We start from the raw sequence: 20,393 nt of genomic DNA on the forward strand, positions 1-20,393 counted from the left end.
CAAGGCGGCTGCCCTGACAAATCAGCACAGCAGCATTCCCGCCGGCGGGAGGCGTTCCATGGTCATTACCACTCCCAAAACCACCAAGATCGTCTTTCTGGGTGCCGGCAGCGCGGCCTTCGGGCTGAGCATGTACCGCGACCTCTTCACCACGAGAGAACTGGCGGGCAGCACCCTGACGCTGGTCGACACGAATCCGGCGGCGCTCGACCGCATGACCGCCCTCGCCCGTCTGCTGAACGCCAAGGGCGACGCCGGCCTGCTCATCGAACAGACCACCGACCGCCGCGCCGCCCTGCAAGGCGCGGAATTCGTGGTCAACTCCGTCGCCATCGACCGCAACCGCCTGTGGAAGCTCGATTTCGAGGTGCCGAAGAAGCACGGCATCCGCCACACGCTGGGCGAGAACGGTGGACCCGGCGGCCTGTTCTTCACGCTCCGCACCCTGCCCCTGATCTTCGACTTCGCCCGCGACATTGAGGAGCTGTGCCCGGACGCCCAATTCATCAACCTGTCAAATCCGGAAAGCCGCGTCGTCCTCGGCCTCGGCAAATACACCAAGGTCAAGACGCTGGGGCTGTGCCACGGCATCTTCCTGGCGCGCTGGTTCATCTGCCAGATCCTCGGCATGGCCGAAAAGGACGTGGAGGTCTGGGGCGCCGGGTTGAACCACTTCCAATGGCTGATGCACATCCGCGACAAGGCGAGCGGACGCGACCTCTATCCGCTGCTGCGCGAGCGGGAAAGGACCCACGACCCGGCCTTCACACCACTGACCCGCCGCCTGTTCAACAGCTTCGGCCTGTGGCCGACCTGCAGCGACGATCATATGGGCGAATACCTCCCCTACGGCTGGGAAGGCGGGGAGCATGGATTCGACTTCGCGGAGGACGAGCGCGGGCGCGGCATCCTCAACGCGCTGATGGACGGAACGATCGCCGGAACGACGCCGGTGCCCGACGACTGGACGCAGCCATCCTGGGGCGAGCGGGCGGTGCAGGTCATCGCCGGGGTTCTGCACAACCAAAAGCGGTTCATCGAGTCAGGGATCATCCACAACCAGGGCGCCATCCCCAACCTGCCGCCCGATCTGGCGGTGGAGGTGCCGCTGCTGGCCGACGCGGCGGGCGTCCACCCGGTTTCGCTCGGCCCCCTGCCCGATCCGATCGCCAAACTGCTGCACGTGCAGGCGAGCGTGCAGCAACTGTCCGTCGAGGCGGCGGTCCACGCCTCGAAGGAACTGGCGCTTCAGGCCCTGCTGATCGACCCGGTGGTGAACTCCACCGACGCCGCCGTGAAGATCCTGGACGAGTTGTGGGAGGCGAACCGGCCCTACATCCGCCCTTGTGTGTAAGGCGCACGCAGGGCCGGTGCGGGTCAGTGGGCCGGTTCGGTATCCGACGCGGCCGGCTTGCGGCGGCCGCGCGGAGCGACCGGCTTCACCGCTTCCGCCTTCACCGCTTCCGCCTTCACGGCCTTGGCGCGAGGCGGCTTTGCCGTCTTCGCGACTGCCGGAACCGGCTCGGCGGTCGAGGTTTCGGCCGGGGATTCGTTTGCAGCCGCAGGGCCGCCCTTGGCCTTGCGAGCGCGCGGCTTCTTGGGCGCAACGGCCTCCTCGACCACATCGACCACGGCGTTCAAGCCAACGCCCAGCAGTTCGGTCGCCGCCGTTTTGGTCCGGCGGACCGCCTTCTTCACCGCGCCCGCGGCGGCGTCCTTGACGGCCGCGACCATGGCCACCGGCTCTGCCATGCCAGCCGCGCGGTCTTCGGCTTCGATCTCGGCGCAGGCCTGCGCCCAATGGTCCTCTCCCCGTCCTTCCGGTCGCCCGTCACGCTCCCAGATCTCATAGGCGCGGTGGCGGATGCGGTCCTCACGATCGCCTTGCATTCTTCCGTCTCCAAGTGGGCTTTGGTCCAAGTGGGCTATGGCCGCAGAAACATCGACGCTCGAGGAAAACGGCGTCCTGCGCCCGTGGGTTCCCGTTTTAGTGCCCGGTTTATGTGACGATAAACGCACACAAAGAAAGCGTGCCTTAGTTCATAGGAAATTCATAGGCCCATTGCTTGTCCAGCCTCGACAGGCAGCGGACGGTGATAGACCATGCGTCGGTTGCGCACCATCGGCATCAGCGCTGGTCCGGCTTGCGGTCCGCATAGAACCCTTCGCCGGGTTGAAGCGGGCCGGCCAGCCCAATTAACTTCGGGTGAAACGTCTTGGCAGGGGGCCCTTTGCGGCCCAGAGCCGTCACGGAAGGCAAAGAGTTCAACGCATGTCCCTTGATCCCTTGCTTCAAGCCAACCGTATCCTGACCGAAGCCATCAGCAATTACCTCCAATCCTCCAACGAGCTTGCCGCGGCCGCGGAGCGGGCGACGGCAGCCAGCGCCGGGCGCGACGCGACCACCCGGCGGCTGGCCTTCCAGGAGTTGTCGGAGCGAGGGAACCAGGCGCGCTTCGCCAAGAAGCACCTGACCGACACGGTGCGCCGCCTGCGGGCCACCCTGCCGCCGGCCCAGATCGAGGCGGTGGCGGCGAAGCTGGATGGGCGCGAGAGCGCCGAGAGCGCGCTGACGCTGGTGCGCACGATCCTGACGGAGAAGGTCTGGTCGGCGGCCTGACCGCCCCGCCTTCCTTCGCCCGGCGGCGCTCCGGTCCAAGCGATCCCGCTCTACGACCGGTTGGACGGCAACCCCGAATGCGGGAGGCCTGTTCAACCGGCGTTTACCGTTGGCCCCTATGCCCACGTAATCCGGACGACTCATTTGACATCGTAGGATGCAGGGGCCAGTGTCTAACTGCTAAAGATTATCACAAGCGTGGGACCGGCGCCGCCGTCTCGCAGAATGGATTGTAAGGGTGGAAGACGGTTCCAAGGCGATGATCGCCCGCCTGGTCGGTTTCGACACGGTTTCGCGCCGCTCCAACATGGCGCTGATCGACTGGGTTCGGGACTATCTCGCCGGGTATGGCGTCGAGAGCCGGCTGGTGCCCAGCCCGGACGGCGCCAAGGCGAACCTGTTCGCGACCATCGGCCCGATGACCGAAGGCGGCGTGGTGCTGTCGGCCCACACCGACGTGGTGCCGGTGGACGGGCAGCCTTGGGACACCGATCCCTTCACCCTGGTCGAGCGCGACGGGCGCCTCTATGGGCGCGGCACCGCCGACATGAAGAGCTTTCCCGCGGTGGCGCTGGCCCTGCTGCCGGACATTCTGGCGGCCGGGCTCAAACGGCCGCTGCATCTGGCGCTGTCCTACGACGAGGAGGTCGGCTGCATCGGTGCGCCGGCCATGATCGCCCGCATCGCCGATGAGTTGCCGCGTCCCAGCGCCGTCATCGTCGGCGAGCCGACCTCGATGGGGGTCGTTCTGGCCCACAAGGGCTGCTACGTGCTGCGCACCACGGTGACCGGGCACGAGGTCCATTCGTCCCAGATCGACCGCGGGGTCAGCGCCGTGATGACCGCGGCGCGGCTCGTCACCCTCGTGGGTGATATGGCGGCAGAGAATGCCGCCGCGTCGGACCCCGCCTGCGGCTTCGACCCGCCCTTCACCACGCTGCAGGTCGGCACCATCGAAGGCGGCACGGCGGCCAACATCACCGCCCGCCACTGTTCCTTCGTCTGGGACATCCGTCCGCTGCCCGGCGACGATTGGACGCGATACCGCGACCGCTTCGAGGCGGAATGCGAGCGGTTGCGCGCCGCCATGCGGCGGATCAGCCCGGATTGCGATATCCGCACCGAACAGCTCGCCGGCGTGCCCGGTCTGGCGCCGGAACCGGAAGGGGCGGCCGCCCAGCTCTGCCACGCCCTCACCGGGCGCAACGATAGCGGCATGGTTTCCTTCGCGGCGGAGGCCGGACAGTTCCAGGAAGCTGGTTTGTCCACGGTGCTCTGCGGTCCCGGCTCCATCGATCAGGCGCATCAACCCAACGAGTACATCGACGTCGCCCAGGTCACAGCCTGCGAAGGGTTCCTCCGGGATCTCGTCCGCCGACTGGCCGCCTGAATTCCCTGACGGGTGCGGCAGAGCGTCACGCCGGTCCCACAGTAAAGAGAGCCCATTTCTCCGAAGCACGATCAATGGAAGGGACCAATTGTTGGATCAACAGCACCTTGTTGCTGAATTGCCTAGATCACTCCCAATTTGGCCTATGCCGTTGACGGGGGAGACTTTGACGGCGTTCCTGTCGCACTGTGCCCGGGGGCGCCGATGCCACGGCGCGCCCATGGAAACGGGAGCGCCGGTGCATGGTTGATCTGAGCGACCTCGAGCGCGACGCGCTGACCGAACTGGTGAACATGGGCGTGGGCCGTGCTGCGACCCATCTCAGCCGCATGGTCGCCGACCAGGTCCTGCTGTCGGTTCCCTCCATCGAGATCGTCAGCCGCAACGATGCCGCCAGCCTTCTGGCCGCGCGTGAGAAAATGAGCCTCGTCGCCGTCGAGCAGCGTTTCGACGGCTCCTTTTCCGGCCGCGCCCTGTTGATCTTTCCCGAGACCAACAGCCTGGAGCTGGCCCGCGCCGTCCTAGGCAGCGATCTGAGCCTGGAGGAGATCGTCGATCTGGAGCAGGATGCGCTCGCGGAGATCGGCAACATCATCCTCAACGGCTGCTTGGTCGTGATGGCCAACACGCTGAAGGACAACCTGGACATCTCGCTGCCCAGCGTGCTGCGCGGCGACAGCGATCGCATCTTCCAAAGCAACGGACCAAACCCCGATGAGCTGGTGATGTTCCTCTACATCGACTTCCTGATCCGCAGCCGGAGCATTCGCGGCTACATTGCGTTGCTCATGGGTCTGTCGTCTCTGGAGTCGCTGAAGGGACTGATCCATGGATTCATCGACCGCATCGCCTCCGGGACGCCCGATGGAACCGACCGAGTTTAAGCGCATGCCTTGGCTGGACGGCCTTCTCGACGCAATGGACGCCGGCATCGTCGTGCTGGACCGCCATGGCCGCGTCCAGTTCTGGAACCGTTGGATGGAAAGAGCGTCGGGCACCTCCGAACCCGACATCCACGGGCAGGAACTGGTGGAAGCCCTGCCTTCCCTGCGCGACACGCGGCTGCACAACGCCGTGCGCGACGTGCTGGAAACCGGGGCACCCAGCGTCCTTTCGCACACGCTGAACCCGGTGCTGTTCCCACTGCGCTGCACCGACGGGCGACGGATGGTCCACAACGTGCTCATCCGGCCCTTCATCGTCAGCAACGCGTCCTATTGCCTGATCCAGGTGACCGACGTCACCGCGGTGGTCAATCGGGAACGGGTTCTGCGCGAACAGCGCGACGCGCGCTACCGCGCCATCGTTGACACCGCCCCTGACGCCATCGTCACAACCGACACGCGCGGCGTCGTGCAATGGGCCAACGGGGCCGCCGCCCGGCAGTTCGGCTTTCCGTCCAATGAGCTGATCGGCCAGCATGTCAGCCTTTTCCTCGCCGAAGGCTCCCCCGACTGGTCCGGGCTTCTGGAGCGCGACCCTGCCGGGCGTCCCGCCCCGGTGGAGCTGATCGGGCGCAAGCGCGACGGCACCCGCATCGATCTTGAGGTCTCGCTGGCCCGTTGGGAGTCGGAAGGGCGGAGCTTCATCACCGGCGTCCTGCGCGACATCACCGAACGCCGCCGCACCCGCGAGGAGTTGAAGGCGAACGCACTCGCCATGCGCCAGCTGGCCGAGCAGACCAAGGCCACTCTGGACGCGCTGCCTGCGCACATCGCCGTGCTCGATCACGGCGGGCACATTATTTTCGTCAACAAGGCCTGGGTCGAAAGCGGGGCCCACGCCGGCTTCCTCGGCGACGGGTCGGCCATCGGCGACGATTATCTGGAGGCCTGCGCCGCCACCCGCAGCGGAGCGGAGCATGCCGACGCGCTGATCGAGGGGCTGCGCGGCCTGCTGCGTGGGGGGGCGCCGGTGTCCATCGAGTATCCGGGCCTGTCCGACACCGGGCCGCGCTGGTACCGCTGCCTCGCCGCACCGATGGCCGCCGGCCCCTTCGGCGGGGCGGTGCTGATGCACATCGACGTCACCGAGATCAAGTCGATGGAAGCGACGCTGCGCAAGCTGGTCGGGCAGAAGTCCACGCTGCTGCGCGAAGTGAACCACCGGGTGAAGAACAGCCTGCAACTCGTCTCCAGCCTGCTGACGCTACAGACCATGAGCCTTCCGGGTGCCGCCGAGCGGGTTCATTTCCAGGACGCCCGCAGCCGCATCGACGCCATCGCGCGGGTGCACAGCCGGCTGTACCAGACCGAGCAGTTCCAGACCATCGAGTTCGGCAGCTACCTGAACGAGCTGTGCGCCGACCTGTCCCGGGCGTCGGGAGGCGACACGCTGGGCTCCATCGAGGTGCGGGCGGAGCGCGTCGACCTGCCCATCGATCAGGCGGCACCGCTGGGGTTGATCGCCAACGAACTGATCACCAACGCCATCAAGCACCGCGGGTCCACACCCGCCAACGTCTTGGTGTCGCTCGACCGGACCGACGACTTGCTGGCGCTGACGGTGACTGACCAAGGCCCCGGCCTTCCCGCCGGGTTCGACATGCGACGGTCACGCAGCCTCGGCATGCGCTTGATCACCAGCCTGACCGGTCAGGTCGGGGCGACGGTCACGCTGATGCCGGTGGAGCGGGGCACCTCCTTCCGCATCGCGCTGACCATGCCGGAAACGCGCGGCCCCATCCTGGAAGACAGCGCGGCGGAGTGGAACGGATGAAGATCCTTCTCGTCGAGGACGAGGTCCTCATCGCCATGGAGCAGAGCTTCTACCTGGAAGCCGCAGGGCACGAGGTGCACGGGCCGGCCTCCACCAGCGAAAAGGCGCTGCTCCTGGCGCAGGAGGTCAAGCCGGATCTGGCCTTGGTGGACATCCATCTCGCCCAGGGCTCCAGCGGCATCGACGCGGCCCGCCGGATGACCGCGCTCGGCATCCCCTGCCTGTTCGTCACCTCCTACCGCGAGGAGGTGGAGCCGACGCGCGAATACGGGGTGGGCTGCCTGCCCAAGCCCTTCTCGCAAACCTCGCTGGTCTCCGCGGTCGAGGCGGTCAGCGCCATCCTGGCCGGGCGGACGCCGACCAAGGTCCCCGACACGATGGAGCTGTTTTCCTAGGCGCCGTTCGCCCTCGGCGCGGAAGGCGAAACGGTTCACGCACTATCGCTTGCCCAGCGCCGGCATGACCCAGCCCTTGAGGAAGGCGTCCTCCGGAGGCACCGCAACCGGTTTCCCTGCCGCCAGCAGCACCTGAAGCAGCGCGGTGTGCAGGGCGGTGCAGCCGCCGAGGTCCAGCCGGGGCTCCTCCACAGCGCATAGCCATTCGGCCAGCGGGATAGCCTCATCCACCGTGCAGGCACCTTCGAAACGGGCGGTGCGGTCCTCGAAACGGATGGGCATCACATCAGCTCCCGCAGATTGAGGGCGAGCAGAAGGCTCCCGTCGCCGAGCACCGCCGTGCCGGCGTAGCCGCGCAGCCGGGCGAGCAGCCCGGTCATCGGCTTCAGAACCACCTCGGCGCGCTCCCGGAAGGCGTCCACCACCAGCCCCACTGGCTGCCCGCCGAGGTCCACCAGAAGCACCGCCTCCCCGCTGCGCTCCCGCTCGTCCTCCGGCAGATTGAGCAGGCGGCGCAGCCGCAGGAGCGGCACCACTGTATCCTGCACGACGACACTCTCCGCGTGCTTCATCCGGCGGATCGCACCGTGGGGAACGCGCTGCATGCCGGTGACCAGCGTGACCGGAAAGCCGTAGAGAGCGCCCGCCGTCTCCACCATCACCAGCCGGGTGACCATCATGGTCAGCGGCAGGACGAGGCGGAAGCGCGTCCCGGCGCCAGGGGTCGAGGCGACCTCAACCCGTCCGCCCGCCTGTTCCACCGCGCCGCGCACGGCGTCCATCCCCACCCCCCGGCCCGACAGGTCCGACACCATGGCCGAGGTGCTGAGCCCCGGGAGGAAGATCAGGCGCAATGCCTCAGCTTCGTTCAGGGCCGCCGCCTGCTCCGCCGTCAGGGCGCCCGCCGCCACCGCCTTGCGGCGCACCGCCTCCGCGTCGATGCCCGCCCCGTCGTCGGAGACCTCCACCACCACGCCGCCGCTGTCCTGGAAGGCCTGGACGCGGATGGCGGCCACCTCCGGTTTGCCGGCGGCGCGGCGGCGCTCCGGCGCCTCGATGCCGTGGTCCAGCCCATTGCGGACAAGGTGCAGCAACGGCTCGCCCAGGATGTCGAGAATGTCCTTGTCCGCCTCCGTCTCGCCGCCGGAGAGGTGCAGCTCGACCGGCTTGCCGAGCCGCCGCGCGGTGTCGCGGACCAGCCGGGGCAGCGGGTCGAAGACGCGCGACAGGGGCAGCAGCCGCAACCGCAGCACCGCGTCCTGCAGATCTCCCACGATGGAATCGATGCGGCCGTGGGCTTCCTTGATGCCCTGTGCCAAAGCATCGGCACTCCGCCCGTGCTGCGCCTCGCGCGCGAGGTAGGGCAGGCTTCCCTTGGCGACGACCAGTTCCCCGACCAGGGCCATCAGCCGGTCCATGCGCTCCGCATCCACCCGCAGCGTCCGCCGGGCCTGGAGCGGTGAAGCGGCGGGCGCTGCCGGAGCAGCCTCAGCCAGGCCTTCGATGCAGCGGATGAGCGCGTCCGCCGGGCCGTCGGCGGCACGGTCCAGAGGCGGCGCTTCGGCATTCCGTCCCTCGGCGGCCAGGATGTTGCGCACCGCCCGCAGCACCGCTGGCCGGCGCGCCGCCGTTTCCGCGTCGCTGCCGGGAAGGCCGAGGATGCGCGCCTGTTCCCGCAGCATGGCCGTGGCGAGGCTGGCCGGCGCGGCCTGGGCGGGGATCGCGACCGTGGCGAGGGACAGTTGATCGGGAACGCCGCGGAACAGGCGGGCCAGCTCATCCTTCGAGGCGCCGCTGAGCGCGCGGAAGCGCAGGGCGCAACGGTAGGGGTCGAGATCCGTCAGCGGCGGCCACGCCCCGGCGGCCTCGACACGCAGCAGCAGCAGGTCCGGGATGCGGCGGCACAGGTCGAGTGGATCGTCCCCGGCGAAGAAGCAGTCTTCCGCGGGGTCATAGGCGATGGCGGTGACCGTGCGCCCGGCGGCCTTGGCCCGCTCGGCCTCCGGCAACTCGTCCACCCAGGCGAATCCAGCGGGCGCGCCACCGTCGGCGGTTTCGGCCGAGTCGCCGAGGGCAGCACGCAACCCTGCCTCCTGCGCCCGCGCGCGGGTGTCGGCGTCGTCGGGAAGGGACTGGCTGAACTCCAGCCCATCGACCCACGCCGCACCGGTGTCGAGCAACTCCAGCAGACGGTCGGCCAGATCCCCGCTCATGGCGGCGCGCCCATCGCGCACGGCCATCAGAGCGTCCTCGCCGGCATGGACCATGCGGGTGAAAGGCGCCATGTCGAACAGGGCGGTGGCGCCCTTCAGCGTGTGCAGCGCACGGAACAGGTCGTTGACCGCGGCCGTTTCGGTCGGATCGCGCTCCAGCCGCAGCAGGGCGGCGCCCGCCGCCTCCAGCAACTCCCGCGATTCCAAGACGAACTGCTCGAACAGCGCACTCATGACCGTCCCTCACGTCCGGTCAGCAGGCGGGCGGCGGCGGTGAGGTCGGCGGGACGCACCGGCTTGACGAAATACCAGTTGGCCCCGGCGAGCAGCGCCTTCTCACGGTCGCTGTCCTTGGATTCGGTGCTGATCATGATCGCCGGCACGTCCCGCAGGGTCTGCTCCTGCCGGAGGCGACGCAGCATGGTGTAGCCGTCCATCTTCTGCATGTTGATGTCGACGATCAGCAGATCCGGCGTGGACGCCAGCGCGTGCTCCAGCCCGTCGAGCCCGTTCACCGCCTCGTCGACCCGAAAGCCGTCGGCCTCCAGAACCTGCCGGGTATAGGCCCGGACGGTCACGGCGTCGTCCACCACGAGAACGCGGGGTTGCGGGTCTGGTCGATCGGTCACCGGGCGGCCTCCTTAACTCTGGGGCTTCTGATAAAGGATGGCGTCGGGGAACCGGCGCGGCACGAAAAGGGAAGACATCCGACTCATGCTCTCCGAATGGCCGAGGCAGATGAACCCGCAAGGCGACAGCGCGTCGTAGAACATCGACGCCGCCTCACGCCGCCCCAAATCGTCGAAATAGATCAGCAGATTGCGGCAGAAGATGACATCGATGCCACGGAAATTCGCCATCTGCTGCGGATCGGCGATGTTCACCAGCGAAAAATCGATGGAGTCCCGCAACTCCTCCATGATCTGCCAGCTCTGGTCGTCCAGCCGGGTGAAGTATTTGGCGACGAGATCCCGCGGCATGGCTTGGAGCGACCGTTCCTCGTAAATGCCCTCGCGTGCGCGGGCCAGCACATGGCTGTCGATGTCGGAGGCGTAGAGTTCGATCTCGAAATCATCCACCCGGCTCCACCGCTCCAGCAGTGTGATGGCGATGGAGTAGGGCTCCTCTCCAGTGGCGCAGCCGGCCGACCAGATGCGCACACGGCTGCCCGGCGCGCGCCCGCGCACCACCTCGTCCAGCGCAGCGTTCACCAAGCAGTCGAGCTGGTACATCTCGCGGAAGAAATAGGTCTCGTTCACCGTCATGCGGTTGACGAGAAGCTGCAACTCTTCCCCCGACGCTTGGAATCGCAGCAGATTCAGGTATTGGCGGACATGCTCGATGCCGACCGCCGCCATCCTCTCCGACACGCGGCGGTCGACGAAGTAGCGTTTGGCCTCGGTGAAGGACAGGCCGGTGCGTTCCCGCAAGAACCGGCAGAAAGCGTCGTAATCCGCGGCGCTCAAGGCGCCGCCGGCGCTCTTGTCCAAAGGCGGCGTCATTCAGGCTCCGGAAAACAGGCGGCGCGCCGCATCGATGGAAAAGGCGACAAAAGGATCGTCCGGAAAACGCCCGCCGAGCCGTTCCACGACCGTCAGAGCCGCGGGATCACCGCTTTCCATCAACGCCTCCACCGCGGAGAGGCAGACGTTGACGTGCGGGTCATGGTCGATCACTCCGGCCAAGAGGTCCAGCCGGTCCGGATGGGGCAGCTTCCCGACGAGTTGGGCCGCGAAGATGCGCAGGTCCGAATCCGCGGCGGTCAGCAGCGGGGTAACCTCCGGCATCACCACGGCGGCGGGCATCTGCTGGAGGCTCTCGATCACGCCGTTGCGCAGCCCGACGTCTTCGCTCACCAGATGGGGAGCCAGCGCCGCGGCGGCCTCCGCGGTGCCGGTGCGGACCAGAGCGGTGAAGAGGGTTTCGCGGACGCTTGGGTCCTTCTCCCGCGCCAGCCTCGCGGACAGGGCGGGAACGGCGTCGGGACGCTCGCCGAGCGCGTGGGCAGCCCGGCGGCGCAGGGCCGGATCGGCGTCCTCCAGCAACGCCAGCGGATCGCCGTCCTCCATGGCGGCCGCGGGCTTCGCTCCATCGATCTTCCGTGCCTTCACCAGGGCCATGCCGCCTCCACCACGCCTGTCACCACCGTTATCCCCTCACCCACCGCGTCACCTGCTGGGCCACCCGGTCGGACGGCAGCACCATGTCGGCGCCGCCGCGGCGGATCAGTTCCTGCGGCATGCCGAACACGACGGCACTGGCCTCCGCCTCCGCGATGGTGCGCCCGCCCTGGCGGCGCAACTCCGTCATCGAGGCCGCGCCATCCGACCCCATGCCTGTCAGGAGAACGCCGATCAACCGTGATGGTGCAATGGCGCGCAGAGCGCTCTCGACCAGCCGGTCCACATTGGGATGCCAGTTTCGCCGCTCGTCCGCTGGAACGGGCTGGGCGCAGAGCCGCCCACCGCGCCGGACGATCTGAAGATCGGCACCGCCGCGCGCAATGCAAGCCATCCCCGGCTGGAGCGCGGTGGCCGCCGCAGCCTCCACCACCGTCACCGCGGAAATGATGTCAAGGCGGCGGGCCAGCGGTCCGGTGAAGCTGGCAGGCATGTGCTGGGCCACCACCACCGGCCAGGGAAAGTCCGTCGGAAGAAGCGGCAGGATATCCTCCAGGGTGCGCGGCCCGCCGGTGGACACGCCGATCAGCACCAGCCCTTCGCTCGGATCGCCGTCGCTGTCGGCCACGGTCTGCGGCTTGGAACGGGGAACATCGGCCAGGAAATCCTCTCCGACAATACGCTCCCGCGCCCGGCGCAGCCGTTCCCGCAACCCTTGGACCCGGCGAGGCCGGGACCCGGCGGCGGCGCGCACGGTGTCGACCAGCTCTTCGGCGATGCCGGCGATGGCGCCGACCCCGGTCGGCTTGCGCACCGCCTCCACCGCCCCCAGCCGCAGGGCCTCCAGCGTCACCTCCGCCCCGTCCGCGGTCAGGGCGGATACCATCACCACCGGTTTCGGATGCTCGATCATGATGCGCTTCAGGCAGGCGAGACCGTCCATGCCGGGCATCGTGACGTCCAGGGTCACCACATCCGGATCGAAGCCGGACAGCCGTTCCAACGCTTCCGCACCATCGGCGGCGGTTTCCACCTCGAAACCGGCGGACGAGAGGATGTCGCCGATGCGCCGCCGCATCAGCGCCGAATCATCGACGACCAGAACCTTCAGCATGACGGGACCACCTTCCGATCAGACGGTGGCCAGCAGGTCGGCAAGCTGGTCCATGTCCAGCAGTTCCGCCGGGTCCATCAGCAGGATCATCCGCCGCTCCCCGGCGCTTTCCACCGCGCCGATGCGGCGGATCAGCCGGTGCTGGGCCTGCGACACGACGGGGGCCGGCCCGATCACGCCGTCCGGAATGCGGACGATCCCAGCCATGCCGTCCACCAGGAGCCCGGCGCGGGCCGCTCCCGCGGCGATCACCACCACGCGGCCCCGATCGCCTCCGTTCTCCCGCCCTTCCGGCAGACGCAGCAGGCGGCGCAGCGCGACCAGCGGCAGGACGGCGCCGCGCAGCGTGGTCACGCCGCTGACGAAGTCCGGCGCGTTGGGCAGCGGAGTCACGGCGTCGGGCTGGCGCAGCACCTCCTGCACCGCCCCGACCGGCAGGCCGTATTCCGCCCCGGCCAGCCGGAACACCACGAAGGCCTCCGCCCGCTCCGCCTCCATTGCCACAGCCGTCTCTCCTTCGCGCCCTTGGGCATGGATGCCCAACCCGGCGCCATTGCCCGCGCCATGACGGAACAGCCGTTCCGCCGACAGGACCGGGATCAGCCGCGCGCCGCCGTCCAGCCGCGCGATGCCGTCCATATCCTCGAACTCCGCCTCGCGCGCCATCAGCGGCGGCACCGGGTCGATCCGTTCACGGGGAACGCGCAGGATCTCCCGCACATCCTCCACCACCACACCGACCTGCCCCTCCGCCGTGCGCAGAACCGCCACCTTTCCACGGCCCCGATCCGCCGTGGCATCGAGCGCGGCGTCGAGCCCGAACAGCATCCGCAGCCCGACCAGGGGAAGCAGCGCGTCGCGCAACGTCATCATGCCCAGAAGATGAGGGCGGGCGCGGGGGACGCGGGTCACCGTCTCGGGAACCGGAACGACCTCCCGCACCGCCGCCACGGGCAACGCGAACTCCTGTTCCGCAACGGTGAGGACGACGAGTTGTTCCTCGTCCTGGCTCGCCGCGGCAACAGTCTTCGGCTGGGGCGCCGCGCTGAAATCGGCGCTTCCCGCCGTCACCCGCCCAAGGTCGGCGAACTGGCGCTCGATCAGCGGGCCGGGGTTGAGGATCAGGGCACCCTCCCCCGCGGCCCCGTCTCCGGCCAGGATGGCGCCGGCCAGAAGATCGGCGTCGATGGACGGATCCGGCGCCGTCGCGGAGTCGGCGATGCGGTCCTCGTCCACGGCGGACAGGCCCGACACGCGGTCCACCAGCAAGCCGACCGGCTGGCCGGTGTGACGGATGATCAGCAGCCGCGCCGCCTTCGTCTCCCCATCAACGGTTCCACCCTCCCCGCCCCTGGTCCCGGCTCCAGCAAGGCCCAGGACCCGGCGCAGCCCGATGACCGGCAGCACGGCGCCGCGCCGCCGTGCCAGCCCTTCCAGGCTGGGCGGCCCCAGCGGGATCGGCACCAGGGCGGGCGGACGCAGGATTTCCAGCACGCTGTCCAGCGGCAGGGCCAACCCCATGCCGCCGACCGTGAAGAGGACGAAGGAACGCACGCCGTCGCGGCGGATGATCGCGGCCATGGGTCGTCTCCCCGCCGGCCGTCAGCCGGCCCCTTGCAGTTCGTCGGCCATGGCGGCGATCTCCTCGATGGCGGCGGCCAGTTCCTCCGCACCCTTTGCCTGCTCCCGCGCGGCCTTGGCCGCTTCGTTGGCCGAGCGGTTGGCTTGGTTGGCCACGGCGGCGACTTGCTCCACGCCCTTCTGCGCCTCCGCCACGGCGCGCTGCACCTCGCCCGCGTTCTCGACGATCTCGCGGCTGCCGGAGATCACGGTGCGAAGGTCGGCGATGGCGGCGGCGAGGCTGCTGGCGAACTCCTGGTGGCGCAGGGACTGGCGCGCCGTCTCGCCCCCGATGTCCTCGATGTCGCGGCGGACGCGCCCGATCTGGTCCTGGATGGCGTGAACGATGTCCTTGACCCGCTCCACATTCTCCGAGCTGTCGCGGGCGAGATTGCGAATGTCGTTGCTGACGACGGTGAAGCCGCGTCCGAACTCCCCGGCCCGCGCCGCCTCGATGGAGCCGCTGACCGCCAGCATGCCGGTCTGGATGGCGATGATGGAGATGGCATCGACCACCTTGTCGATGCGCCGTCCGATCTGCTCCATGGCGCCGATCCGCTCCACCGTGCGGCGGCTCGCGCCCACCGCCTCGCCCACCCCGGCGGTCAGCGCGCCCACCATATCCTGCGTCTCGGACAGCAGCGCCTCCAGGCCGACGCAGCGCTGAAGCGCCTCATCGGCACGGGTGTGGCTGAGCCGTGCGCTGGCCTCGATCTCCGCGATGGCACTGCTGGACTGGTGGGTCGCCGCCCCCTGGGCCTGGGCGCCGCGGGAGATCTGGGTGATCGCCGCCATGATCTGGGCGGCGGCGCGGTTGATTTCCTCGATGGCGGCGGAGAGTTGCTCGGCGGCGGAAGCGAGATCCCCGGCGGCGCGGTGGACGTCGGTGTTGCCGGTCAGCTCGTCGGCGAGATCGGAGAGCTGGCCGGCGGCCTGCTCGCTCTGGGCCAGCGCCTTGGCCTGTTCGCCGACCGTCTTCAGCGCCTCCTCGCTCGCCGCCGCCTGCTCCTCCGCGGCGGAGGCGACGCTTTCAGCACCGCGCTGCGCCTCCCGCCCGGCCGAATCGGCCTCCAACGCGGCCTTGATGGTCTCCTGGGCGCCGCGGGCGATGTCCCCCATGCCGTCGCGCACCCGGTCGAGCTGGGTGGCGATCTGGCGGCCCCGCTCCACCTCGGTCTTGGACGCGTCGGCGCCGGCCACGATGCTCTCCGCGATAGCGCCCACCGCTTTCTGAATCTCCGCGACCATGCGGTTGATCTCGTTGGCGGAGCGTTCGGAGCGCTCGGCCAGGGCCTGCACCTCGTCGGCCACCACGGCGAATCCACGCCCGGCATCGCCCGCGCGGGCTGCCTCGATGGCGGCGTTCAGCGCCAGGAGGTTGGTCTGATCGGCCATGACCGCCACACCCTCCACGATGGTGCCGATCTCCGCCGCCTGCCGCTCCAGGTCGCGGACCAGGGCGACAGCAGCTTCCTGCCGCGTGGCGGCTCGGACCAGCCCATCGACGGAGGCGAGGATCTGCCCGCTGACCTCCTTCATCAGCGTTTGCAGCGCCTCGATCCGCGACAGCGAGGATTCGGCGTTGCCGCGCGCCCGGCCGATCAGGCTGGCGCTGCGGTCGATCATGCGCTGCGACTGCTGGGTGGCGCTGGCCGCCTCCTCCGCGCCGGCGGCCACCTGCTCCATCGCCTTGCGCAATTCCTCGGCGGCGGCGGCGGCCTGGGTCACGCCGCTGGCAAGCTCGTTCGACGCGGCGGCAATACCCTCCGCCGCCTTGCGCCGCCGGTTCCCGGCGCGGGCGCGCCGCCGCACCTCCGCCGCGCGGCGGGTCGACAGGGCGTTGTCGGGCTGGCTGGACAGTGCGGCCTCATCGGCAAGCGGAATCTCCTCGCCGAGGTCCGCACCGCGGGAGGCGCTTGCCGTGTCGATCCGCTTCTTCTTGACCAATGCCATGATCCAAACCCCTTACCCCGTGAGCCCATGCTGCTCTTTCGGCGGCTCTTGTTGATTGCGCGCGGCGCCTGCCCTCAGGCCAGCACCCGGCCGATGTAGCGCCCGATGGCCGCCTTCAGCTCCGCCGCGGACCCGGCGTCGAGCGCCAGGACGACGGTCCCCTCGACATCGTGGGGCGGCGTCCGGAAAGTGACGTGGAACAGGATCGCCTGCGCCTCCGCCGTCAGACCGACGCCGCAGCGTTCCAGAAAGCCGTCCCCCACGCCGCGCACGACCTGCGGCAGGGTGGTGCCGATCGCGACACCCAGCAGATTACCCATGGAGGACAAGCAGCTGTTCAGCACAATATTGCCGACCTCGGCCAGCGCCTCCTCCACCAGCTCCGCCGCGTCCTCCTTGGGGACACCGGGCGGCAGCGCGGCGGCGGCCAGCGGCAGACCGCTCCGTTCCGGCATCAGCAGGATGGCCGAACCGAGGAAGGCGCCGGACAGACACTCGGTCACCGCGATCAGCGGCCCCGGCAACGCCGACCGAAGCAGGCCGGACACCCGATCGCCGGGGACAAGGCTGACCATCGGGACGGAAATCTCCACCGGCCCGCCGATCATCCGGCTGAAAGCCGTGGTCGCCCGGCCGACGCCGATGTTCCCCAGCTCCGTCAGCGCGTCGCGTTCCAACTCGTCCAGGTCAATGCCCATGGAGGTCGGGCCCATCGGCGCGCGCCGGCCACACCGCGCCGGTCAACCCGCGCTCCCGCCGGTTCCATTGTTGCCAGCCCCTTCATTGGACGACGGACGGCGCGGCAGACTGGCGGCGGCCAGGAAGCGGGCCATCTGCTCCTCCTCCAGAGGCTTGGGCATGAAGGCGGCGCCCAGCGCGCGGATGCCGGACACCACCGAATCCTGGGCGTTGGCCGTGATGATGGCAACGCGGATGTCCGGCTTCACCTGCAGCAGGCGGGCGGCGGCCTCCAAGCCGTTGTCACCCGGCATGTTGAAGTCGATTATGGCGATATGGATATCACTTTCGTCGAGTTTTCCATAAAGCTCAGCGCTGTTCGCCGCCTCGATGACCGTCCAATCCGGCTTGTTCCGAAGTATTATGCCGCGGACATGCATGCGGGACAGCTTGCTGTCGTCCACGACGATTACGGTCTTGCTCAACGCTTGTGCTCCGGGAGGGGAGAAAATTTGAACTGTGGAACGATTATAACCACCGCCACGCCGCGCGCCAGCATGGATTGCGGTCCCCAATCAGCGTTTTTCGGCGCGCCTCCCCTTGGCCGCCCGTGGTGGCTTTGATAACAGAGAATCGGCCAACAGGGTCATGCCATCCGGGGTTCCGTCCGTGGAAGATTTCGTCAGCGCGCTCGTGGTGTTTCTCGTCGTGGTCGATCCGATCGGGCTGGTTCCGATCTATCTCGGCCTCACCCGCGGTTTCGACAGCCGGCGCAAGCGCACGATCGCCCTGCGCGGCCCGCTGATCAGTTTCGCCATCATCGTCTTCTTCGCCTATCTGGGCGAACTGGTGCTGAACGCCCTGTCCATCGGCATGCCGGCCTTCCGCATCGCCGGCGGCGCGCTGCTGTTCTGGATCGCCTTCGAAATGCTGTTCCAACGCCGGGCCGAGCGCAAGGAGCGCACCGCCGACGACGCCCGCACGGAGGAGGAGGCCCACGACCTCGCCGTCTTCCCGCTGGCGATCCCGTTGATCGCCGGGCCGGGCGCCATCACTTCCACGCTGTTGCTGATGGACCGCTACGGCGCGACGCTGGGCGGCCAGGGCATGGTGCTGGGCGCCGCCGCGGTCGCCGTGGGCAGCGTCATGGCGCTGCTGGTCGTCGCCGATCTGGTGAACAAGCTGCTCGGCCGCACGGTGATCCACACGGTCAGCCGCGTTCTGGGCATCGTCCTGGCGGCGCTGGCCGCCCAGACGATCATCGAAGGCATCACCGCGGTCTATCCACCCCACTGATCTCCACAAAGGACGTCGCCTCATGGACCGGCACACGCTCAGCAACGGACGCCTCGGCGCCGCGATCAAGGCCGACGGGGCGGAGCTGTGCTCCCTGACCCTCGACGGGCGGGAACTGCTCTGGCAGGCCGGTCCGGAATGGCCGCGCCACGCGCCGGTGCTGTTCCCCATCGTGGGGCGGCTGAAGGACGACACGCTGAGGCACGGCGGCCGGACCTACCGCATGACGCAGCACGGCTTCGCCCGCGACCGCCGCTTCGCCTGGGAGGAGTACACGCCTACCCTCTGCCGCCTGTCGCTGTCCGACGACGCGCAGACTCGCGCAATCTATCCCTTCGCCTTCCGTTTGGAGCTGATCTTCGATCTGGACGCGGACGGGCTGACCATCCGCCACCGCATCACCAATCCGGGCGATGAGGCGCTGCCCGCCTCGCTCGGCGTGCACCCGGCCTTCCTCTGGCCCTTGCGGGAGGGCGTGCCCAAGGAAACGCACGAGCTTCTGTTCGAAGCCGACGAGCCCGCGCCGATCCGCCGCGTCGAGGGCGGCCTGCTGGCGCCGCAGCCGGAGCCAACCCCCATCGAAGACCGCCGCTTGCCGCTGGACGAGGCGTTGTTCACGCGGGACGCGGTGATCCTCGACCGGCCGGCCAGCCGCTCCGTCCGCTACGGCGCGCCCGGCACCCCGGCCGTCACCGTCTCCTGGGACGGCTTCCGCGAGTTGGGCATCTGGTCGAAGCCGACCGGCGCGCCCTTCCTGTGCATCGAGCCTTGGCGCGGCCACGCCTCCCCGGCGGAGTTCGACGGGGAGTTCGCCGCCAAGCCGGGGCTGCTGCACATCGCCCCCGGAGCGACGCGGGAGCTGAGCTACCGCATCGCCGTGGGGTAAAGAACCGGGGTTCCGTCAGCCGCGCTTGTTCAGCGGAACGAAGGCACGGCCCGGATTGCCGGTGTAGAGCTGGCGGGGGCGTCCGATCTTCTGCTGCGGATCCTCGATCATCTCCTGCCACTGGGAAATCCAGCCGACGGTGCGGGCCAGCGCGAACAGCACGGTGAACATGCTGGTCGGGAAGCCCATCGCCTTGAGGATGATGCCCGAGTAGAAGTCGACGTTCGGATACAGCTTCTTCTCGACGAAGTAGGGATCCTCCAGCGCGATCTTCTCCAGCTCCATGGCGATGGCGAGGTGCGGCTCGTCCTTGATGCCCATCACGTCCAGGACTTCGTAACAGGTCTGGCGCATGATCTTGGCGCGCGGGTCGTAGTTCTTGTAGACCCGGTGGCCGAAGCCCATCAGGCGGAAGGGATCGTTCTTGTCCTTGGCGCGCTTGATGAATTCGGGGATTCGCTCGACCGAGCCGATCTCCTCAAGCATCAGCAGCACGGCCTCGTTGGCGCCGCCATGGGCCGGACCCCACAGCGCTGCGATGCCCGAGGCGATGCAGGCGAAGGGGTTGGCGTGCGACGAGCCGGCCAGCCGAACCGTGGAGGTCGAGGCGTTCTGCTCGTGGTCGGCGTGCAGGATGAAGATCTTGTCCATGGCGCGGGCCAGGACCGGATCGACCTTCCAGGCCTCGCAGGGGGTCCCGAAGGTCATGTAGAGGAAGTTTTCCGCGTAGCTGAGGTCGTTGCGCGGATACATGAAGGGCTGGCCGACCGAGTATTTGTAAGCCATGGCGGCCATGGTCGGCATCTTGGCGATCAGCCGGTGCGCGGCGATCATCCGCTGGCGCGGGTCAAGGATGTCGGTCGAGTCGTGGTAGAAGGCCGACAGCGCGCCGGTCACGCCGCACATCACCGCCATTGGATGGGCGTCGCGGCGGAACCCGCTGTAGAAGCGGCTCAACTGCTCGTGCACCATGGTGTGGTAGGTGATGGTGCGCTCGAAATCCTCCTTCTGCTGCGGATTCGGCAGCTCGCCGCGCAGCAGCAGGTGGCAGACCTCCAGATAGTCGCAATTCTCCGCCAGATCCTGGATGGCGTAGCCGCGGTGCAGGAGGATGCCCTCGTCGCCGTCGATGTAGGTGATCGCCGACTCGCAGCTCGCCGTCGAGGTGAAGCCGGGATCGAAGGTGAAATAGCCGGTTTCGGCGTAGAGCTTGCGCACGTCGATGGCGCGCGGGCCGGTTTCGCCTTCCAGCAGCGGCAGCTTGACGGTTTTCCCGGTCGTATCGTCGGTGACCGTGATGGTCCCGACCTGCTTGACCTCGCCGCGCCAGACCGGCCGGCCCTTGCTGCTCTCCATCGGCCCCTCCTTATGCACGCGTCATCGGGCGTGA

General features: G+C 68.6%; 20 protein-coding genes. 8 read left to right on the top strand and 12 right to left on the bottom strand.

Features of this window, described 5'->3' with window-relative positions:
- Positions 1–58: 58 nt before the first annotated feature.
- Complete coding sequence (locus AMK58_RS23575; RefSeq protein ID WP_035680833.1) at positions 59–1,354, top strand: family 4 glycosyl hydrolase; 1,296 nt, start codon at positions 59–61, stop codon at positions 1,352–1,354.
- A gap of 23 nt (positions 1,355–1,377) precedes the next feature.
- On the opposite strand, the gene AMK58_RS23580 is transcribed toward AMK58_RS23575, so the two are convergent.
- Positions 1,378–1,890, bottom strand: coding sequence for a DUF2934 domain-containing protein (locus tag AMK58_RS23580; RefSeq protein WP_051140799.1), 513 nt, complete (start codon positions 1,888–1,890; stop codon positions 1,378–1,380).
- A gap of 382 nt (positions 1,891–2,272) precedes the next feature.
- Between AMK58_RS23580 and AMK58_RS23585 the strand changes: the two genes are divergently transcribed.
- From AMK58_RS23585 to AMK58_RS23605, 5 genes are all read left to right on the top strand, one after another.
- Positions 2,273–2,620: a hypothetical protein gene (locus tag AMK58_RS23585; protein WP_035680830.1), complete on the top strand. Its 348-nt coding sequence runs from the start codon at positions 2,273–2,275 to the stop codon at positions 2,618–2,620.
- 238 nt (positions 2,621–2,858) lie between these two features.
- Positions 2,859–4,010, top strand: a complete 1,152-nt coding sequence (gene argE, locus AMK58_RS23590; RefSeq protein WP_196813221.1) for an acetylornithine deacetylase — start codon at positions 2,859–2,861, stop codon at positions 4,008–4,010.
- A 242-nt stretch (positions 4,011–4,252) separates the two neighbouring features.
- Positions 4,253–4,894 (top strand): chemotaxis protein CheC, encoded by a 642-nt coding sequence (locus AMK58_RS23595; RefSeq protein WP_035680828.1) that lies wholly within the window; start codon positions 4,253–4,255, stop codon positions 4,892–4,894.
- Positions 4,875–6,728, top strand: a complete 1,854-nt coding sequence (locus tag AMK58_RS23600; protein ID WP_051140798.1) for a sensor histidine kinase — start codon at positions 4,875–4,877, stop codon at positions 6,726–6,728. Before AMK58_RS23595 ends, AMK58_RS23600 begins: the two co-directional genes overlap by 20 nt.
- Positions 6,725–7,123: a response regulator gene (locus AMK58_RS23605; RefSeq protein ID WP_035680823.1), complete on the top strand. Its 399-nt coding sequence runs from the start codon at positions 6,725–6,727 to the stop codon at positions 7,121–7,123. Before AMK58_RS23600 ends, AMK58_RS23605 begins: the two co-directional genes overlap by 4 nt.
- Before the next feature lie 42 nt (positions 7,124–7,165).
- Here AMK58_RS23605 and AMK58_RS23610 read toward each other — a convergent pair whose 3' ends face one another.
- The 10 genes from AMK58_RS23610 to AMK58_RS23655 form a co-directional block, all read right to left on the bottom strand.
- Complete coding sequence (locus tag AMK58_RS23610) at positions 7,166–7,405, bottom strand: hypothetical protein (protein WP_035680820.1); 240 nt, start codon at positions 7,403–7,405, stop codon at positions 7,166–7,168.
- Positions 7,405–9,570, bottom strand: coding sequence for a chemotaxis protein CheA (locus AMK58_RS23615; protein WP_059399521.1), 2,166 nt, complete (start codon positions 9,568–9,570; stop codon positions 7,405–7,407). The genes AMK58_RS23610 and AMK58_RS23615 overlap by 1 nt, the downstream gene beginning before the upstream one ends.
- Positions 9,567–9,965, bottom strand: coding sequence for a response regulator (locus tag AMK58_RS23620; protein WP_035680815.1), 399 nt, complete (start codon positions 9,963–9,965; stop codon positions 9,567–9,569). Before AMK58_RS23620 ends, AMK58_RS23615 begins: the two co-directional genes overlap by 4 nt.
- Before the next feature lie 12 nt (positions 9,966–9,977).
- Positions 9,978–10,838 carry a CheR family methyltransferase gene (locus AMK58_RS23625; protein ID WP_035680812.1) on the bottom strand — a complete coding sequence of 287 codons (861 nt, stop codon included), beginning with the start codon at positions 10,836–10,838 and terminating at the stop codon, positions 9,978–9,980.
- Entirely contained in the window at positions 10,839–11,456 is a 618-nt protein-coding gene (locus AMK58_RS23630; RefSeq protein ID WP_035680810.1) for a HEAT repeat domain-containing protein, read from the bottom strand.
- A 28-nt stretch (positions 11,457–11,484) separates the two neighbouring features.
- Positions 11,485–12,570: a chemotaxis-specific protein-glutamate methyltransferase CheB gene (gene cheB, locus AMK58_RS23635; RefSeq protein ID WP_035680808.1), complete on the bottom strand. Its 1,086-nt coding sequence runs from the start codon at positions 12,568–12,570 to the stop codon at positions 11,485–11,487.
- An 18-nt stretch (positions 12,571–12,588) separates the two neighbouring features.
- Complete coding sequence (locus AMK58_RS23640) at positions 12,589–14,151, bottom strand: chemotaxis protein CheW (protein WP_059399522.1); 1,563 nt, start codon at positions 14,149–14,151, stop codon at positions 12,589–12,591.
- 21 nt (positions 14,152–14,172) lie between these two features.
- Positions 14,173–16,143 carry a methyl-accepting chemotaxis protein gene (locus AMK58_RS23645; RefSeq protein WP_059399523.1) on the bottom strand — a complete coding sequence of 657 codons (1,971 nt, stop codon included), beginning with the start codon at positions 16,141–16,143 and terminating at the stop codon, positions 14,173–14,175.
- Between the two features lie 74 nt (positions 16,144–16,217).
- On the bottom strand, positions 16,218–16,841 hold the full coding sequence (locus AMK58_RS23650) for a chemotaxis protein CheC (RefSeq protein ID WP_236778310.1): 624 nt from the start codon (positions 16,839–16,841) through the stop codon (positions 16,218–16,220).
- A 42-nt stretch (positions 16,842–16,883) separates the two neighbouring features.
- On the bottom strand, positions 16,884–17,306 hold the full coding sequence (locus AMK58_RS23655; RefSeq protein WP_035680800.1) for a response regulator transcription factor: 423 nt from the start codon (positions 17,304–17,306) through the stop codon (positions 16,884–16,886).
- A gap of 184 nt (positions 17,307–17,490) precedes the next feature.
- On the opposite strand from AMK58_RS23655, the gene AMK58_RS23660 reads away from it, so the two are divergent.
- Both AMK58_RS23660 and AMK58_RS23665 read left to right on the top strand, forming a co-directional pair.
- A complete protein-coding gene (locus AMK58_RS23660; RefSeq protein ID WP_236778311.1) occupies positions 17,491–18,117 on the top strand; it encodes a MarC family protein in 627 nt (208 codons plus the stop codon).
- Positions 18,118–18,139: 22 nt separating this feature from the next.
- The gene (locus tag AMK58_RS23665) at positions 18,140–19,003 is read left to right on the top strand and encodes an aldose 1-epimerase family protein (RefSeq protein ID WP_035680795.1); all 864 of its coding nucleotides are present in this window, start codon (positions 18,140–18,142) and stop codon (positions 19,001–19,003) included.
- 15 nt (positions 19,004–19,018) lie between these two features.
- Here AMK58_RS23665 and gltA read toward each other — a convergent pair whose 3' ends face one another.
- Positions 19,019–20,359, bottom strand: a complete 1,341-nt coding sequence (gene gltA / locus AMK58_RS23670; protein WP_059399524.1) for a citrate synthase — start codon at positions 20,357–20,359, stop codon at positions 19,019–19,021.
- Between the last annotated feature and the right edge of the window lie 34 nt (positions 20,360–20,393).

The sequence above is a fragment of the Azospirillum brasilense genome (assembly GCF_001315015.1).
GTDB classification, from domain to species: domain Bacteria; phylum Pseudomonadota; class Alphaproteobacteria; order Azospirillales; family Azospirillaceae; genus Azospirillum; species Azospirillum brasilense.

Excerpts from the sequence above, each read along its gene's own strand:
- AMK58_RS23575 (WP_035680833.1), top strand. The coding sequence starts at position 59 with ATGGTCATTACCACTCCCAAAACCACCAAGATCGTCTTTCTGGGTGCC.
- AMK58_RS23580 (WP_051140799.1), bottom strand. The coding sequence starts at position 1,890 with ATGCAAGGCGATCGTGAGGACCGCATCCGCCACCGCGCCTATGAGATC.
- AMK58_RS23585 (WP_035680830.1), top strand. The coding sequence starts at position 2,273 with ATGTCCCTTGATCCCTTGCTTCAAGCCAACCGTATCCTGACCGAAGCC.
- AMK58_RS23595 (WP_035680828.1), top strand. The coding sequence starts at position 4,253 with ATGGTTGATCTGAGCGACCTCGAGCGCGACGCGCTGACCGAACTGGTG.
- AMK58_RS23600 (WP_051140798.1), top strand. The coding sequence starts at position 4,875 with ATGGAACCGACCGAGTTTAAGCGCATGCCTTGGCTGGACGGCCTTCTC.
- AMK58_RS23605 (WP_035680823.1), top strand. The coding sequence starts at position 6,725 with ATGAAGATCCTTCTCGTCGAGGACGAGGTCCTCATCGCCATGGAGCAG.
- AMK58_RS23610 (WP_035680820.1), bottom strand. The coding sequence starts at position 7,405 with ATGCCCATCCGTTTCGAGGACCGCACCGCCCGTTTCGAAGGTGCCTGC.
- AMK58_RS23615 (WP_059399521.1), bottom strand. The coding sequence starts at position 9,570 with ATGAGTGCGCTGTTCGAGCAGTTCGTCTTGGAATCGCGGGAGTTGCTG.
- AMK58_RS23625 (WP_035680812.1), bottom strand. The coding sequence starts at position 10,838 with ATGACGCCGCCTTTGGACAAGAGCGCCGGCGGCGCCTTGAGCGCCGCG.
- AMK58_RS23630 (WP_035680810.1), bottom strand. The coding sequence starts at position 11,456 with ATGGCCCTGGTGAAGGCACGGAAGATCGATGGAGCGAAGCCCGCGGCC.
- cheB (WP_035680808.1), bottom strand. The coding sequence starts at position 12,570 with ATGCTGAAGGTTCTGGTCGTCGATGATTCGGCGCTGATGCGGCGGCGC.
- AMK58_RS23640 (WP_059399522.1), bottom strand. The coding sequence starts at position 14,151 with ATGGCCGCGATCATCCGCCGCGACGGCGTGCGTTCCTTCGTCCTCTTC.
- AMK58_RS23645 (WP_059399523.1), bottom strand. The coding sequence starts at position 16,143 with ATGGCATTGGTCAAGAAGAAGCGGATCGACACGGCAAGCGCCTCCCGC.
- AMK58_RS23650 (WP_236778310.1), bottom strand. The coding sequence starts at position 16,841 with ATGGGCATTGACCTGGACGAGTTGGAACGCGACGCGCTGACGGAGCTG.
- AMK58_RS23665 (WP_035680795.1), top strand. The coding sequence starts at position 18,140 with ATGGACCGGCACACGCTCAGCAACGGACGCCTCGGCGCCGCGATCAAG.
- gltA (WP_059399524.1), bottom strand. The coding sequence starts at position 20,359 with ATGGAGAGCAGCAAGGGCCGGCCGGTCTGGCGCGGCGAGGTCAAGCAG.